Annotated in this window: 14 protein-coding genes; 11 read left to right on the top strand and 3 right to left on the bottom strand. The window is 54.7% G+C overall.

The features are described 5' to 3' along the window. The first annotated feature begins 42 nt into the window (after positions 1–42). Both GCE01_RS10865 and GCE01_RS10860 read left to right on the top strand, forming a co-directional pair. A complete protein-coding gene (locus GCE01_RS10865; protein WP_099212872.1) occupies positions 43–807 on the top strand; it encodes a DeoR/GlpR family DNA-binding transcription regulator in 765 nt (254 codons plus the stop codon). Next, a complete protein-coding gene (locus GCE01_RS10860; RefSeq protein ID WP_099212871.1) occupies positions 800–2,017 on the top strand; it encodes a Bcr/CflA family efflux MFS transporter in 1,218 nt (405 codons plus the stop codon). Before GCE01_RS10865 ends, GCE01_RS10860 begins: the two co-directional genes overlap by 8 nt. Before the next feature lie 16 nt (positions 2,018–2,033). Here GCE01_RS10860 and GCE01_RS10855 read toward each other — a convergent pair whose 3' ends face one another. Together GCE01_RS10855 and GCE01_RS17155 are read right to left on the bottom strand one after the other, a co-directional pair. Continuing rightward, entirely contained in the window at positions 2,034–3,629 is a 1,596-nt protein-coding gene (locus tag GCE01_RS10855) for an alkaline phosphatase D family protein (RefSeq protein WP_099213043.1), read from the bottom strand. A 98-nt stretch (positions 3,630–3,727) separates the two neighbouring features. Continuing rightward, positions 3,728–3,949 carry a hypothetical protein gene (locus GCE01_RS17155; protein WP_244591206.1) on the bottom strand — a complete coding sequence of 74 codons (222 nt, stop codon included), beginning with the start codon at positions 3,947–3,949 and terminating at the stop codon, positions 3,728–3,730. On the opposite strand from GCE01_RS17155, the gene GCE01_RS10850 reads away from it, so the two are divergent. The 3 genes from GCE01_RS10850 to GCE01_RS10840 all read left to right on the top strand — a co-directional run bounded on the left by GCE01_RS10850 (position 3,857) and on the right by GCE01_RS10840 (position 8,020). Further along, a complete protein-coding gene (locus GCE01_RS10850; protein ID WP_369690489.1) occupies positions 3,857–4,291 on the top strand; it encodes an RNA polymerase sigma factor in 435 nt (144 codons plus the stop codon). The two genes, GCE01_RS17155 and GCE01_RS10850, sit on opposite strands and share 93 nt — an antisense overlap. Continuing rightward, the gene (locus GCE01_RS10845; protein WP_099212870.1) at positions 4,291–5,229 is read left to right on the top strand and encodes a FecR family protein; all 939 of its coding nucleotides are present in this window, start codon (positions 4,291–4,293) and stop codon (positions 5,227–5,229) included. Before GCE01_RS10850 ends, GCE01_RS10845 begins: the two co-directional genes overlap by 1 nt. A 100-nt stretch (positions 5,230–5,329) precedes the next feature. Continuing rightward, positions 5,330–8,020 carry a secretin and TonB N-terminal domain-containing protein gene (locus GCE01_RS10840; protein WP_099212869.1) on the top strand — a complete coding sequence of 897 codons (2,691 nt, stop codon included), beginning with the start codon at positions 5,330–5,332 and terminating at the stop codon, positions 8,018–8,020. Between the two features lie 42 nt (positions 8,021–8,062). On the opposite strand, the gene GCE01_RS10835 is transcribed toward GCE01_RS10840, so the two are convergent. Continuing rightward, complete coding sequence (locus GCE01_RS10835) at positions 8,063–10,420, bottom strand: TonB-dependent receptor (protein WP_099212868.1); 2,358 nt, start codon at positions 10,418–10,420, stop codon at positions 8,063–8,065. 153 nt (positions 10,421–10,573) lie between these two features. Between GCE01_RS10835 and GCE01_RS10830 the strand changes: the two genes are divergently transcribed. From GCE01_RS10830 to GCE01_RS10805, 6 genes are read left to right on the top strand one after another with little or no spacing between them, the layout of a single operon-like run. After that, positions 10,574–11,902 (top strand): LLM class flavin-dependent oxidoreductase, encoded by a 1,329-nt coding sequence (locus GCE01_RS10830; protein ID WP_099212867.1) that lies wholly within the window; start codon positions 10,574–10,576, stop codon positions 11,900–11,902. Next, on the top strand, positions 11,899–13,377 hold the full coding sequence (locus GCE01_RS10825; protein ID WP_099212866.1) for an ABC transporter substrate-binding protein: 1,479 nt from the start codon (positions 11,899–11,901) through the stop codon (positions 13,375–13,377). The genes GCE01_RS10830 and GCE01_RS10825 overlap by 4 nt, the downstream gene beginning before the upstream one ends. Continuing rightward, positions 13,374–14,324 carry an ABC transporter permease gene (locus GCE01_RS10820; protein WP_244591182.1) on the top strand — a complete coding sequence of 317 codons (951 nt, stop codon included), beginning with the start codon at positions 13,374–13,376 and terminating at the stop codon, positions 14,322–14,324. The genes GCE01_RS10825 and GCE01_RS10820 overlap by 4 nt, the downstream gene beginning before the upstream one ends. Continuing rightward, positions 14,321–15,154, top strand: a complete 834-nt coding sequence (locus GCE01_RS10815; RefSeq protein WP_099212864.1) for an ABC transporter permease — start codon at positions 14,321–14,323, stop codon at positions 15,152–15,154. Before GCE01_RS10820 ends, GCE01_RS10815 begins: the two co-directional genes overlap by 4 nt. Then, entirely contained in the window at positions 15,151–15,984 is an 834-nt protein-coding gene (locus GCE01_RS10810) for an ATP-binding cassette domain-containing protein (RefSeq protein ID WP_099212863.1), read from the top strand. Before GCE01_RS10815 ends, GCE01_RS10810 begins: the two co-directional genes overlap by 4 nt. After that, positions 15,981–16,757 (top strand): ATP-binding cassette domain-containing protein, encoded by a 777-nt coding sequence (locus GCE01_RS10805; RefSeq protein WP_099212862.1) that lies wholly within the window; start codon positions 15,981–15,983, stop codon positions 16,755–16,757. Before GCE01_RS10810 ends, GCE01_RS10805 begins: the two co-directional genes overlap by 4 nt. The last annotated feature ends 4 nt before the right edge of the window (positions 16,758–16,761 follow it).

Genomic DNA, 16,761 nt, shown 5'->3' with positions numbered 1-16,761 from the left:
TGACGGTTTGCGCGTGTTTTAACCCGTTTCGGAGAAAGTCCCATTCTCAAGGACGAACGTCTCAGCCATATTCGGGCCCGTCTGCGAAGCCACGGCCGTGTTGTCGCGGCTGATCTGGCCACGGAATGGACCGTCCCGGTCGATATGATCCGGCGCGATTTGCGTGAGCTCTCTGAAGCAGGAGAATGTCGCCGCGTTTATGGCGGTGCACTGAGGCTACAGCCCAATGCGTCTCATATCCGGGCGAGAATGGGCGAAAAAGTTCCGCTGAAGAACGCTCTCGCACGGCAGGCCGCAACGCTTTTCAAGCCACGGCAGGTTGTCTTCATTGACACAGGTTCAACCAATATTGCGCTGGCTGGATCGCTTCCCCGCGATACACCTTTGACTGTGGTCACATCCAGTCCCGCCGTTGCTGTTGCTTTGAGCGACGCAGACCAGATTGAAACCATTATGATTGGCGGACGTCTGGAAGGAACAACGGGTGGCGTGACAGGTTCGGTCGCCGTCCAGGCTCTTCAGCATTACCGTTTTGATCTCTGCTCTTTGGGCGTCTGGGCCATTTCCGCCGAAGGACCAAGTGTCTGGGATCATGAGGAAGCCGCCTTCAAACGTGAGGTTCTGAGCCGGAGCGAAAGCGTGGTGATCATGGCCGAAGCAAGCAAGATCGGGTCCGGGGGGCGCTTCCCTGTTGCCCCTCTTGAAACTGTCCAGACCCTGATCGTTACCGATGATGCCCCAACAGACGAACTCACCCGCATGACTGCCTCTGGCGTCACCATTATCAAGGTTCCAGTCCATGACTGATCCCACTACCGAGACATCACGTCCCGCCCAACGGGATCTTATCCTTATCCTCGGGCTGCTGACCTGTCTCGGTCCGCTTAACATCGACATGTACCTGCCGGGTTTCCCCAGTATCGGGCATGATTTCCACGCTGGAGAGACCGCGGTTCAGTTCAGCCTGACCAGCACCCTGATCGGGTTGGCTCTGGGACAGCTCATGGTGGGCCCGTTCAGCGATTCACGTGGCCGGAAAGGGCCGTTGCTAGCAGCGATGGCGCTTTTTGCGCTGTCATCCCTGTTCTGCGCCATTTCATCCAGCATCACAGCGTTCATCGTTGCCCGCTTTCTTCAAGGCCTCACAGCATCAGCCGGACTGGTTCTGTCCCGGGCGGTGGTGCGAGACGTGTTTAATGGACCGGAACTTGCCCGCTTCTTTTCCCGACTCATGATCATCAATGCTGTCGCCCCTATGGTGGCACCAATGATGGGTGGAGCCATTCTGGCCCTGCCATCAGCAACATGGCGCACCATGTTCTGGTTCCTGACAGGCTTCGGCGTCGTGGCGCTAGGTCTCGTCGGCGGGCGCCTGAATGAAACGCTTGAATTACACCGTCGCCTCCCCAATTCAGCACGCTCGACGCTAGAGACATTCCATAGTCTATTGACGGACCGGGAATTCATTGGGCATGCGTTGACTGTGGGACTGATCCATGGCGGCAGCTTTGCCTATGTGGCCGGTACGCCGTTCGTCTATCAGGACATCTACGGCGTCTCGCCCCAGACATTCAGTCTTCTGTTTGGAATCAATGGTCTGGCACTCGTCGGGGGGAGCTGGCTGATTGGCCGTGCAGGCAGCATGGCGCGAACCAATACAATGCTTCGGGCATCTGTGATCTGCATCACCACCGCAGCCGCACTCATCACACTTATCGCGACACTGAAAGGACCGCTCTTCCTGTTAGTGGCAGCCATCTTCCTTTACATGATGTGCATCGGCATGATTTTGACGGCCACATTTGTTCTCGCCATTGCCAAGCAGGGCCACCGTGCAGGAAGTGCGAGTGCCATCCTTGGCTCTCTCAACCTCCTGGTTGGCGGCGTTGCTGCTCCTCTCGTCGGACTGAGCAAAACCAGTGCCTTACCGATGGGACTGGTTCTGTTCTTTACCTCTCTTGCAGGCTTGCTGACCTGCTTTCGCATGACCTCAAGCCATCAGGACGAAACGCCCTGATGGTCGACATATCCGTTCAGGCCTTTTGAAGGCCTGGGTTACCACGCTCAACTGCAAAACTGGCGTAGGTTGAGAGCTGCCCGTCGTGATTGCTCACCTGATCCAGAGTTTTAAGATCTGCTCGCCAGACATCCCGGCCAACATCACACAACACATAGCCACGCTTGTCTGTCGTTGCCTTAAGATGCGGGTTTTCACGCCGAACCGACTGGCTATGGGCGTCATTATCCCCCACGCCATCACCGCCTGACGAAATGGACGTCGCCAGAAATTCCACCGACACTGGCTTCTGCTTGGCGGGATCAATCACGAGATTACCCGCATAATGCCGATGTGCGTCGCCTGTCACGTTGACCACGTTTCCGGGGCAGTGCTCTCCGATGAACTGAAGCAGTCTGTTACGGCTATGCATATAACCGGACCACTGATCCATACTGTAAAGCAGCTCCGAATGGGCTGACTTGCGGTGAGCAAGATCCATAACCATGACCTGATGCGCCAGCAGGTTCCACCGCGTGTCAGACTGTCCCAGCCCGTTGAAAAGCCAGGCCTCCTGCTGTTGTCCCATCATGGTACGTTCGGGTGACCAGACATCCGGTCCCTGCGGAACGTCTTTATCACCATAAGCCTGATCGCTCCGGTACTGACGGGTATCCAGCACGAACGTATTCATCAGATCACCAAAGCGGAAGCTTCGGTACATCTGCATGTGACTGGCGTCCGGAAGAGAGCTGATACGAAGGGGCATATGTTCGTAATAGGCCTGCATGGCGGATGCCCGACGCAGACGGAAAATATCCGCCGGAGTACCGTCCTGATCGGTATCCCCTGCCCAGTTATTATCAACTTCATGATCATCAAAGCTCACCAGCCAGGGGGCAGCGGCATGAGCAGCCTGTAGATCCGGGTCAATTTTGTACTGCGCGTAACGGCGGCGATACTCGTCGAGGGAATAGATTTCTGGCCCGATGTGCCGACGGACCGCCGTAAATGGCTTTCCATAAACGGTGTGTACACCTGCGCCGATATCGGCTCCTTCGTAAATATAGTCCCCGTAGTGGAAAACAAAATCGACGTTCTCGTTCGCGATAGCCCGCCAGGCACTGTAATATCCAAATTCGTAGTGCTGACACCCTGCGGCGGCGAACCTTACACGCTGCACGCTTGCACCGGGCATCGGCAAAGTACGGGCACGACCTATCGGGCTCTCATGTCCGGCAATATGGAAACGATACCAGTAAGGCCGATCTGGAAGGAGCCCATCAACTTCAACATGAACGGAATGAGCGAGTTCTGGGTGAGCAATGGTTTGCCCCGACCGCAGGCGTGTTGAAAAACGCTCATCCTCGCTGATTTCCCAGTCCACCAGAACGGGCTTCAGGCGCTTCATTCCTCCTGCCTCTTCCAGCGGGTGCGGCGCAAGGCGTGTCCATATTACGCAACCGTCTGGTGCCGGATCTCCGGATGCTACACCCAACTGAAAGGGCGATGCATCAAACTCAGGAGTTTTGTCCAGATTATGCGGGGCGGCAGCAGACAATTGCTTCAGGCGGTAGGAAAACAGGAGCCCGGCTCCCAGACCTGTCAGTACCCGTCGGCGGTTTAAAAGCATGATGAAAAATCTTTCGCTGAAATCGAGCGGTCGCACTCTTTCCAAGACAGCGAATGAGAGCGTTTGCCCATGCCTTTCAGCCTCTTTTCATGAAACTGTCACAGACCCACCCCGCCAAAATCCGTAATGGAGCGCTTCAGGCAGTCCATCTTTAAAACAGGATGATAGAAGCTTTGGCGGAAAACTGGTTTCCCTGTCAGCAGGAATGGCTGCGCCTTTGCCGCCGCATCAAGAGCCTGACGCATCGCGACGATGCGGAAGATCATCTGCAGACGGCGCTGGCGAATTATTATGAACGCGCCAAAGACGACGTGACGCATCCGGAGGCATACATCACCAGAAGTGCGCTCAACCTGCATCTCAATGATTTGAAAAAAGCCTCATCGCGCCTACAATCTTTCAGCGATGATCGGGATATTACATTAGAAATAGAAGATCCTGGGCCATCCCAGGAAGACGTTTATGCGTCAGGCCAAAGAATGGATCGCTTTCACGAGGGTTGCAGACAGCTTCCCGAAAAGACAAGGCAGGCCTTTCTTCTCAATCGTGTTGAAAAAATGAAGTATCGGGAGATTGCTTTAACGCTGGGAATGAGCGAAAGCAGCGTGGAAAAGCATATTGCAAAAGCCCTTGTCTTCCTTGCTTCCTGGATGGACCATTAATGCCCTCCGAAAAGCAGTTCGCAGTTCGGGAACAGGCCGCCCTCTGGATTGCGCGCCTGCACGCTGATGATTGTAACGACACGGACCGTGCCCGCTTTGTACAGTGGATGCGTGAGGACACCTGTAACGCCAATACTTTTGAACTCCTGACGGATTACTGGGAGCTTGGCGGCGGCGTTCAAACACAAAGCATTCCTGCAACGCCCGCAAAACGCTCAGATACGCATGGTTTTCCGTTAGGGCGTAGAAGTGCACTGGCCCTTGCCTCAGCTGCGCTCATAGCACTTGTGCCGATGAACAAGACTGCTCGGGCATCCCGTGTTCTGCAGGCATCGACTGGGCATACTCTGCGCATTGCATTGCCTGATTACGGCACATGTCTTCTGGATTCAGGAAGCCGAATGACGCTGTCTGAAGATGGGCACCGCGCGAGACTGGAACACGGACAAGTGCTGCTTTCCCCTGAAAGCCCATCAGATTTTCACCTCTCAGTTCGAAACGTCACAGTTCGGCTCTCACGACAGACCTCAGCGAATGTCCGCATGGAACAGAACTGCACAGACATCACGGCGCTGCGGGGCAGGATATTGCTCCGAAGCGGAACAACTGCCGCGCGTGATATCTGGATCCGCACGGGGCAGCGCTTTCGCATCGCCCAGAATGGTGCGGTGAGCATCGATTATCCCAACATCGAAGCGCTTCTTTCCTGGCAGACCGGACGTCTGATTTTTCGCAATACGCCTCTGGAGGAGGCTGTTTCAGAAATCCGACGGTATAGCCAACGTCAGATCATCCTAGCGTCGCCAACTGTTTCAAATATGCGGTTAAGCGGGGTTTATTTTGTGTCGCAGGGCGAGATGTTTTTGCGGATGCTTCCGCGCCTTCTTCCCTTGACGCTCCAGGAACAGGGAAACGTTTTCATCTTTCGTGCTTTATGACGGTTTCATGAAAACCGTTGAACAATGCTGAGGTTTTTCAGTTTTCGTTTGTCTTCCTGTTGAGACCGCCTTCTGCGATCACCAACAGGATAGAGAATACATGGCCGTCAACGTCCGGTGCCCCCTTCGCGCAGCTCTGCTTCTGACTGTAGGGACGACCATTCTGACCCATTCTGCTCTGGCTACACCGTCAGCCACAGCGAATATTCACATTAATCGTCAGCCAATGGCACAGGCACTGGAATCCCTGAGCCAACAGACCGGACAGAGCGTCATTTTCTCCCCTGAACTGGTGGACCACCTTGAGGCTCCGTCCGTTAATGGCGACCTGTCAGCTGACGCAGCCGTAACACGGTTGCTCAATGGGAGCGGCCTGGTTGCCGAGGTTGCTCCAGGCGGCGGCATGGTCATTCGACGTGGTGCCGCTACAAAACGCCTCCCAAAGCACATACGCGCATCGCGGACCCGGGATGAGCGCGACATTGAGCAGATTGTTGCAACAGGCCATCGCACGCGGTCTGTCTTGAGCATCAGCGGCGACCAGATGCAGGAAATGATGCCGGGTCAGAACCCGATGCAGGCTCTGGATCTCTTGCCGGGCGTGACGTTCACCAATGTTGATCCTTGGGGCAACAACGAGCAGAACTCAAGCATTTACGTTCACGGTTTTTCCAACAGCCAGCTTGGCTACACCCTTGATGGCGTGCCGCTCGGTGCAGGCGCTTATGGCAATTATAATGGCCTTTCCCCGCAACGAGCAGCCATCAGCGAAAATATCGGCCAAACGTCCCTGTCCTCTGGGGCGGGCGCACTCGGAACAGCGTCCACCAGTAACCTGGGCGGAACGATTGAGTTTAATACGCGGGACCCGAAAGCAAAAGCCGGCGCAACAATCCGGCAGACTTTCGGCAGCTATTCCACGTTTCGCACCTATGCCCGCCTAGACACCGGTAATTTTGGTAATGGAAACGCGGCCTATGTCTCTTTCTCACGACAGGACGCCAGACCCTGGAATCTTGGTGAAGGAAACAATCAGGGTGGCTATCAGGTAAATGGCAAGTTTGTTCATAAAGGTGAAAAAACCACCATCACGGCGTATTTTGACTGGCAGGACAAGGCAGAGCCCAACACACAAGGACTGACGGCGCCTACAGACCTCTATGCTCGCGGTGCGTTTTTCCCTGATTTGAACGCTGCCATGGCCAACTATCCTGCCATGACCTCCAAATCCGCTGCTCCAGGAACACCCAATAATAAATACTATTACTCAGCAGCGCAGCGAACCGATTACTTCACCTATCTGAAAATTTCGCACAAATTTTCCCCAAATCTGACGTGGGATAACCAGCTTTATTTTCATTATGACGATGGCGCGGGCGTGGTCGCAACGTCTATTCGCACCAACGCTATCCTGACGATCCTTGGGAGCTACCTGGACCCGACTGGATCCAAATACATCAAGAATGGTCAGTTTACGTATAGCAATGCCGGAATTGACCCGAAGGTCTGGAATGCAACCGGCGGGACGGGTTTTGCTGTTCGTACGACGGAGTATGAAGACTATCGCGGAGGCCTGACCAGCACCCTGCACTATCATCTGGGCCACCATAATATTGAGATTGGCGGATGGTACGAACGCAACAACAATACACAAGGGCGTCTTTGGTATCCGCTCACCGCAACGGACACGCTGACGCCTTATAAGCGCGCGACCAATCCTCTTTTTACTCAGTGGATGAATGCGTTCTACACGAACACGTTTGTCACACACCTGCAGGATAGCTGGCGCGTAACGCCCCATCTGACCCTGACAGCAGGCTTCAAGTCCGAGATGGTTTATACCAACGGCACGTTGCCCGTCGCTGCTTTGCCACAGTCACTTGCAGCATCGGTTAAAGGTGCAAAAACGATTGTTGATACCAGCACTCACACAGTGGCTGGTGGAACGATCCCGTCTTACAAACCCTTTCTTCCTGCTTTTGGTGCCTTGTGGAGCTTCACGCCCCATGAGCAGCTATTTGCCAACATTCAGGAAAACATGAATTCGTTTGCCCAGACCGGATATGGCAGCACGTCACCTTGGGCCGTGACCAGCCAGGAAGCGTTCGAAGACTTCAAGAAAACAGGAAAACCGGAAACGTCCTGGACCTATGAAACAGGCATCCGAACCAATCGGCCGCTGTTTCTTGGCCCACTCACGGGGATCAGTGGTCAGCTTGAGTATTACCATGTCGATTTCTTCAATCGTCTTGGCTCGATCAAGCCGCCTAATCAGGGAATTTCCGGCGTGGGTGGCACTGTAGCCAACCTGGGCAGCGTTTCAACAAATGGTATGGATCTGTCCTTCACACTCCGGTTCGGGCAGCACTTCTCGATCTATGATGCCGTATCCTATGTCAGCAGCATTTATGGCAGCGATTTCATGGACGGCACCACGCTTTACGCAACAAAAGGCGAGAAAGTCCCGGCTATTCCCGTCTGGTCTGACAAGTTCGCCATCAACTACAATCAGGCAGGCTTCAACGCTCAGCTCTTCGGAACCTATATGGGTGTTCGTCCAGGTACAATCACGAATACCGTCATGGTGCCACCAAGGTTCCAGCTTGGTTTCAGCTCTGGTTATACATTCAAGCATATCCCACACATGCAGAGCCTGAAGCTCCAGTTCAACGTCAGCAACCTGACGAACACGCGCTCCTGGTCCACCATCACCGCGGGAGATGGCTCAACGTATGTGGGTTATCCTACACCTCCGCGCATGTTCTTTGGCACGGTGGCGGCCTCGTTCTGAAAAACGTCAGAGGGATGGCAAAAAACGCCATCCCTCGCATTTTTAGAAGTCTGCGCGAACACGGACTTCCCAGGTTGCTGGTCGGCCAGCAACTGCAATGTTGTCTCCACCCACAAAATAGCCGCGTGTCACGTCATAGTGCTTGTCGGTGATGTTGCGACCAATACCCTCGATTTTCCAATGGCCCTTATGGGGCGCAAACGAAATATACCCGCCCCATAACGTATAGCCTGGAATGGTATTGGCTGAGTTCAGAGCCGTACTCGTGGTGCGCAGGCTGTAATCCACACCTGAAACGAGATCATATTTTCCAACGCGCCACGTATAATCGACGGAACCATTGGCCGTAAAATGAGGCACCTCAATTCCACGTCCAGATACATCCTGCGTGACACCGACCCAAACACCATTGACCTGCTTTGAGCTCGTAACAGCACTGAACTTGTCATAGGCACCTTCGACATAAGCCCCAGACTGCGCCACGTGCAGCCCCGGGATCGGGGACCATTCGACTTCGTATTCGCCACCAAACATATGGGAGCGCGGCGCATTTACGAACAGACCAATCGCGGAGCCTGTCGTCGGGCTGTAGGCGATGGACTGAACCTGACGGTCAAAATAATCATAATAAAAGAAGTCAGCATTCACCCGCAGGTTATACCTTGGCAGGATCAGCTTGTTTCCGACTTCGAAAGAATAAAGCTGTTCAGGCTTGAACGGATTGGTCATCTGCGTAACGTCAGATGAATTGTACACCGTGAAGCCACCGGATTTTACACCCTTGCTGAAGGTGAAATACGTCATGTCATGGCTGAACGGATGATACTGAATGCTGAATTTTGCAGATGGCAACGTATAGGATTGCGACTGCTGGGCGACAGCGTTCTGCGGGTTCGTCACCACCCCGCCGACGAGGTAATGAGCATAGGCGTTATCAAGGGTGCGCTTCTCGTGCTCGACGCGAATGCCACCAACCAATTGCAGCTTTGGCGTAAGGTCATACGTCACCTGACCAAAACCGCTGATTGTATTGACCGTCTGCGAATAACGGACGTCTCCATCCGTATTGTAAAGAGCCTCAAACCCCGACTGGTACCGGTCATTCAGCCACTGATGACCGTAGTAAATGCCTCCAATCCAGTGAAGCCGACCAGATGTATTGGATGAGAAACGCAGTTCATCGGCCACGACATTAGCCCGCGTATTGAACTTCACGTCCGCCAGAGACAATGAGGAATCATCGAAATTGTCGTATTCGTCGCGCTGCATGTAATCGTAGCTGGCGAGGTTCGTAATCGTGAAATCACGGAGATGCTTCTCAACCCGTAGACTGCTGCCACCTGTATCGATATGGCTGTATGGCTTTTGATCCGGCGTCAGACCAGTTTCTTTGGCAAACTGCTCCGAAGTCCCCCAGCGGGTATTATAACGACTGGTGGACGCAGGCATTGGATTGGTGGAACTGAGGCTGGTGATAGGCTCCCACGCATAGACGCCCGTTCCGTCAGAGCGATCCCGACTACCGTGAAGGTTCCACTCCACCTTCCAGCTCTCTGACGGGGTATAATCCACCAACAGGCGAGCCGCGCCACGATTGACGTTCCCGAGATGGGCCTGAGCCTCAGGATTGTACTGCCATGCCCCGCCCTGCTGTGTTTCGCCAGACAGGCGAAACTTCAGCTTGTCGTTGATTGGACCGGAAATATATCCGCCGATCTTGGCGCTATCGAAACGACCATACTGGGCACTCACGCCTCCCGCCAGCTTATCGGTCGGTTTGTTCGTGATATAGTTGATCGCACCGCCTGTCGTATTCCGACCATACAGCGTGCCCTGCGGCCCGCGCAGAACTTCCACGCGCTGCATATCAAACATCATTCCGTTGATACCGAACGGGACCGGGTTCGCTACCTCATCAATATAGATACCCACAGTCGGGGAATTGTTGCTGGAGTAATTGCTAAATCCGACACCGCGGATCGTATAAGTGAACTGCCCACTGCCGTAGGACGGCTGGATCTGAAGCGAGGGCGTAGCGTACTGGAGATCGAACACATTGTTGATGTTCCGATTTTCCAGCATCTTTGCGGAAACGACGCTGATTGACGTACCGATGTTCTGTGGGCTGTCTGCCTTGCGCTCCGACGTCACGACAACGTTTTCCACGCGGGAGGCTTCAGATGCGTGAACTTTAGGCGCAGCCGGTGCATGAGCAGCTTTTGCAGAAAGCGCGCTGCCCTTGCGTGACGTAGCCTGAGCAGGCTTCTTCGTCTGGGCATTCTCGTCCGCAGCCGCAGCAACATTCCAGAGCGGCAGAAATGCAACGCTGGAAATCAGTGCAATACGCCCACGAACAAGGAGGGCATTCCTGCGGTACGGAGCAGTAAGTACGTCGTGCATCGGTTCCGCCTAATAACTAAGTTTTTTAGTTGTTAATAGAAACAACTATTTAATTGCGTTTAAGGGATAGAAAAACGATTCACAACAGGTTATGTTGTGGATGCAACAATTTTTTGTGTTTCTGACCGCGATATAAGCAAGAGATCAAGATCCATGGCTCCCCAGATGAAACTCGCCGCATTTCTTCTCCCGACCGGCCATCATGCGGCAGCCTGGCGCCATTCAGGATCCGCCCCTGACGCAGGAAGCAATTTCAAACGCCAGCTTGAACAGGCACGCCTCGCTGAACGGGGGCTGTTTGATGCCGTGTTTATCGCTGATTTTACAAGCTCCATTGACGAAGCGACAATCGATGGCTTCCGCAGGATGACATATGCGGCGTCTTTCGAACCTCTGACGCTCCTTTCCGCACTGGCTGCCACAACAGATAAGATCGGCCTGATTGGTACTGTCAGCACCACCTATTCGGTGCCTTATCACCTCGCCCGGCAGTTCCTCTCGCTTGACCAGATCAGCGGCGGACGCGCTGGATGGAACCTTGTCACGACAGCCAACGTCAAGGAGTCCATTCATTACGGGCGTCCAAGCCATGTCCCGCATGCAGACCGTTACCGTCAGGCCCGCGAATTTGCACAGATTGTAGAGAATTTCTGGGATAGCTGGACCGACGATGCATTCCTGAGAGATACAGAAAGCGGAGCATTCTTCGCGCCTGAAGGCCGGCGTCCATTTGATTTCAAAGGCGAGTTTCTCTCTGCAGCGGGGCAGATCGATATTCCCCGCTCGCCGCAGGGCAGACCTGTTCTCGTGCAGGCGGGCTCTTCCGAGCCGGGGCGCCAACTGGCTGCGGAAACTGCCGAAATGGTCTTCACCGCCCAGCAAGACCTTGAGGAAGCAAAAGCTTTTCGCCTTGATCTCCACCGCCGCATGAAAGAAATCGGGCGGGACCCTGCATCTCTGAAAGTTATGCCAGGCGTATATCCGCTCGTTGGTCGCACACAGATGGAAGCAGAAGATCTGAAGGGTGAACTTGATGAACTTACCCATCCTGACGTCGGGTTGTTTTTGCTAGGAGGCATGACGGGCACAGATCTGCGTGGTCTGCCCCTTGATGCGCCCCTTCCAGAAGCCCCCGCGGACTTCAACGGAAACCGTAGCCGTCAGACACTTCTGGTAAAGATGGCCAAAAAGCGCAACATGACCCTGCGAGACCTGTATCTGGAGGTCAGCGGCGCTCGCGGCCACTGGTCCATTTATGGTGGCCCAAAGGAGATTGCAGATCAGCTTGAAGAGTGGTTTGTGGAAGGTGCGGCAGACGGGTTTAACGTCATGCCTCCCATTCTGCCGCAGAGCCTTGAAACATTTGTGGATCATGTGGTGCCAGAACTTCAGAGACGCGGCCTGTTTCGTACAGCCTATGAGGGCTCCACCCTGCGCGAGCACCTGGGCCTCAAGCGTCCGGCTCCCGGCGAGACCCCATGAAGTCATCTTTTGCGCTTTTAACCATGGCTGGTCTGAGTCTGGGTACGTCCGCACTGGCCCAGACGCGCGATACAATGAGCATTGGCGTCTCCATTGAGCCGCCTGGCCTGGACCCGACCCGCAGCCCAAGCGAGGCCATCGGCACAATCACATATAACAACGTCTTTGAAGGCCTGACCCGGCTAGACCGTGACGGGCACGTCCAACCTCTGCTTGCACGGGCTTGGACTGTCTCAGACGAGGGCCGCGTTTATCACTTTACTTTGCAAGAGAACGTTCATTTTCATGATGGAACTCCTCTCACCTGTGAAAATGTGCGGTTCTCTCTTTTACGTGCGGGAGCAACGTCCAGCACAAACCCCGATCGTACATTCTTTACAAACATCGCGGATGTGAGCTGCCCCGACACTACCCACGCAGATATCACACTCAAAAAAGCCCATGGCAGCTTCACCTATGAGCTTACGTGGAATGATGCCTCCATCCTGTCACCCTCATCAGCAGACAAGAACGCCAGCCATCCCATAGGGACAGGTCCGTTTCTCTTCCAAGCCTGGCAAAGAGGCGATCATGTCACGCTGTTTCGTAATCCCGATTATTGGGGAAAGGCGCCAGAACTAAAGGCTGTCACATTCCGGTTCATGCCTGATCCGCTTGCTGCCAGCAATGCGCTTCTGGCGGGAGAACTGGATGCTTATCCGTCATTCCCTGCCCCTGAAATTCTTGGCCGTTTTGCAGGAAACCCGAACCTCAAGGTCGTACGTGGAACCTTTCCGTTCAAAGCCATTCTGGCACTGAACAATGCGCGCAGGCCATTCAATGACCTACGCGTCCGTCAGGCTCTTGCCTACGCTATCGATCGAAAAGCCCTCATTCAGGCTGGGGCCGATGGAGACGGAACGGTCCTGCAATCTCATATGGCTCCCAATGACCCAGACTATGCTGCACTCCCCGATCGGTATCCATATAATCCGGAGCGCGCACGGGAGCTTCTCAAAGAGGCTGGCATCAAACCGGGAACGCAGCTGACGCTCTCTTACCCGCCCATCACCTATGCTCGCGATACGAGCGAAATCGTTGCCGCCTATCTGGAGCAGGTTGGCCTGATCGTCACGTTGCAACCGCTGGAATGGCCATCATGGCTGGGACGCGTTTTTGGGCAGGGCTCTTTTGACATGACAGTCATTGCCCATACAGAGCCGCATGACATCGGAATCTACGATCGGGATAACATCTACTTTCATTACAAGAACCCGCAGTTTCATGAGCTATTCGAACAGTATGAAGCCAGTGACAACGCGGAGGATCGGCATCGGCTTTCCGTCGCCCTGCAAGATCGCCTCGCGCAGGACGAGCCCAACGTCTTCCTGTATTCCCGCCCTCGGGACACAGTTCTGAACCGGCGTATCTCCGGGTTATGGATCGACCAGCAGATCGCAGCCTGCCCTATGGCAGATGTGACGTGGCAACCATGATGACCAATCTTGCCTCTGCCATTTCAGGAAGACTGGTGGTGCTCACAGTCGCCAGTGTGATCGTGTTCGCTCTGTTGAACCTCCTTCCGGGGGATCCGGCCACAGTGATGCTTGGGCTGGATGCAAGCCCGGACAGCATTGCGGCTCTCCATCACCAGCTAGGCCTCGATGTTTCCCCCGCAACACGGTATGTGCGCTGGATTTCTGGCCTGCTGCACGGAGAGGCTGGCACGAGTTACGCCTATGATGTCCCCGTTCGTGGGCTGATCTTTGAGCGCTTCCAGAGCACCCTCCCTCTGATCCTGCTGGCTACGGGCCTCGCTCTTCTCATTGGGTTACCCACGGGCGCCATCGCAGCCACTCATCGTGGAAAAGGTCTTGATCTTGCCGTCATGGCAACGTTGCAGTTCCTCAAATCCATTCCGGATTTCTGGCTGGCCATGATGATGACGCTGCTGTTTTCCCTGACGCTGCACTGGTTTCCGGCAGGAGGATTTACGGGCTGGAACGCAGGATTTTTTACCGGACTGCGAGCTCTTTTCCTGCCCACAGTCGCGCTGGCCATCCCCCAGGCAGCCATCACAGCACGCTTCATGCGCTCCTCTCTCATCGATGTTCTGAATCAGGACTTTATCCGGACAGCACGTGCTCAAGGCTACAGCGGCAAGGGCGTTCTCTGGAAAGTCGCCATTCCAAACGCACTGATCCCAGTTCTAACACTGATCGGCATTCAGCTTCCCGTTCTGGTGACTGGGGCAATCATTGTCGAAAGCGTGTTCAATATTCCCGGTTGCGGAAAACTGCTTCTGGAAGCCGTGAACCAGCGTGACATTCCGGTCGTACAAAACCTTGTCATGCTGATTGTCGCGGGTGTCCTGCTGCTCAATCTGGCACTTTCCATCGTTGTGCGCTGGTTAGACCCGCGCCTTGCAGGAGAAAGGGCATGACCCGGCTTCGCACGAACAGGAGTTTGATTGCTGGAAGTGCCCTTCTTTTGGCGTGCCTTGTCCCAGCAACACTTACGTGGATCTGGCGGAGTGGCCGCTCTCCTCTGATTGATATCGCGCATCGTTACGCTCCGATCTCTTTCTCCCACCCGCTGGGGACGGACCCGTTCGGACGTGACATTGCGAGTTATGTCCTGACAGGGGCTTTCAACAGCACGGTAATCGCCGTAATTGCGGTGACACTCGCGACAGTCATCGGGACAGCCTTGGGGCTCGTCGCGGCTTACGGCGGTGTGCGCGGCAAAGCCGTGATGAGCACAGCAGATCTGGGACTGGCTTTTCCACCTATTCTGATCGCCGCCATGCTCGTCACAGCGCAAGGCGCCTCTGCCACGGGCGAAATTCTCGCTATTGCCCTTTTCGGCATTCCAGCCCAGATCCGGATTACACGCCAGGCTGCACACTCCATTCTTGTGCTCGATTACATTGCAGCCGCACGCATGGCCGGACTGAACTCAATCGATACGATCCTTCGCCATGTTCTTCCGAACATCGCGCCTATCCTGATCGTTCATGCCTCGACCTCTCTGGCGTTGGCCCTTCTCTCAGAGGCCGGCCTATCCTACTTGGGGCTTGGGGCACCGCCTCCTCAGCCGGATCTGGGACGAACGCTCGCGTCTTATCAAATCCATATTTTTGACCATCCCCTGCTTGTTGCAATTCCAGGTGTGACCGTGATGGTTTTGGTGCTCGGGTTTAATCTGCTTGGCGACGGCCTGCGTGACCTTCTGGAGCGCCCTTTCAATCGGCTGAAAGGACAGCCGTCATGACCAGCCTTCTGTCCGTTCAAAATTTGTCAGTCCATGCTGGCTCCACAGCTATTTTGCATCCTTTGTCCTTCACCATAAACGCTGGTGAAACCGTTGCTGTCACAGGAGAGTCTGGGTCGGGAAAATCCACGCTTGCCCGTACGCTTATGGGATTGCTCCCTGATGGCTTTGAAACGTCAGGTCAGGCTCTGTTTGAAGACCAGAACCTCATTTCTCTTCCGGAGCACCAGTTTCGAAGCCTGCGCGGTCAGAAGATTGCCATGGTTTTTCAGGAACCCATGACCGCGCTTAACCCAATCCGTCGGATTGGTCAGCAAATCGGGGATACGTTCCGACTGCACACCGCCATGACAGGTCGCGAAATCAAAGAGGCCGTTCATCAGCTTCTGGATCGTGTTGGCCTCAGTCGCGCAGGCATCTCAGCCAGCGACTACCCTCACACGCTGTCAGGCGGTCAGCGACAGCGTGTGCTCTTGGCTATCGCAATCGCGTGCAAACCAGCACTGCTGATTGCTGACGAGTTCACAACCGCACTGGATAGCCAAACCCAAGCCGAGATCATGGATCTGGTCCAGGATCTTGCTTCTGAAAATCAGATGGCCATTCTGATGATTTCCCATGATCTGGGCCTGATCCGCCATAAAGCCCGTCATGTTCTGGTTCTTCAACACGGGACACTCGTGGAAAACGCAAAGACGGAAACACTTTTTTCAGCACCTCAGCACCCATATACACGTGCTTTACTGAGCATGTCCCTGCACGGAGTGAACCATCCGCCGCTGACACGCCTGCCAGTGCCAGAAAATCTGGCGTCTGGGGTGGAGCCATGAGCCACCTTCTGGAAGCCCGGAATATCCAGTACGATGTTGCAGGCCGGGGAACATCGCTGTTTCGCCCCCAGAAACCGAGGACCATTCTACAAGATGTCTCGCTTCACGTAGATAGGGGCGAAACACTGGGACTTATTGGGTCCTCTGGGAGCGGAAAATCCACGTTGGCTCGTATCCTTACGGGTTTGGTCGGTGCCAAAAGTGGTCTGATTTTCTTTGAAGAACAGGATATTACCTCCCCCACCGGCACTGCCCGACACCGCTTCAGACCCCACATCCAGATGATTTTCCAAGACCCACAAGGAGCTCTGGACCCTCGGCAGACCGTTGAAAAAATCGTCGCAGAACCTCTTTATCAGACCGGTTTGAATGCTGAAGAGAGGAACCGTCGTGTTCTTGACGTTCTGGCGGACGTAGCTCTGCCGGAAGACGCCATCAGCCGCTATCCGAGGGAATTTTCAGGTGGCCAGAGACAGCGTATCGCAATTGCCCGCGCGCTCGTAACCCGCCCCGATGTTATCGTGGCCGACGAGGCTGTTTCGGCGCTGGACGTCTCCACTCAGGCCATCGTTCTGAACCTTTTGCTGGATCTGCAGGAGCGTCATGGGTTGTCATATATTTTTGTCAGCCATGACTTGGCTGTAATCCGACACATTTCACATCGTATTGCTGTTTTAGATGGTGGGAGAATTGTCGAAACGGGGCCTGCAGCGGACGTTTTGACGCACCCTCAACACCCAACAACCCGCGCCCTCATCAACGCCAGCCTCTGAAATC

It is taken from the genome of Gluconobacter cerinus (genome assembly GCF_002723935.1).
Taxonomy (GTDB): Bacteria; Pseudomonadota; Alphaproteobacteria; order Acetobacterales; family Acetobacteraceae; genus Gluconobacter; species Gluconobacter cerinus.
Note: the sequence above shows the minus strand (reverse complement) of the source record. Positions and strands in the feature narration are given on the sequence as shown.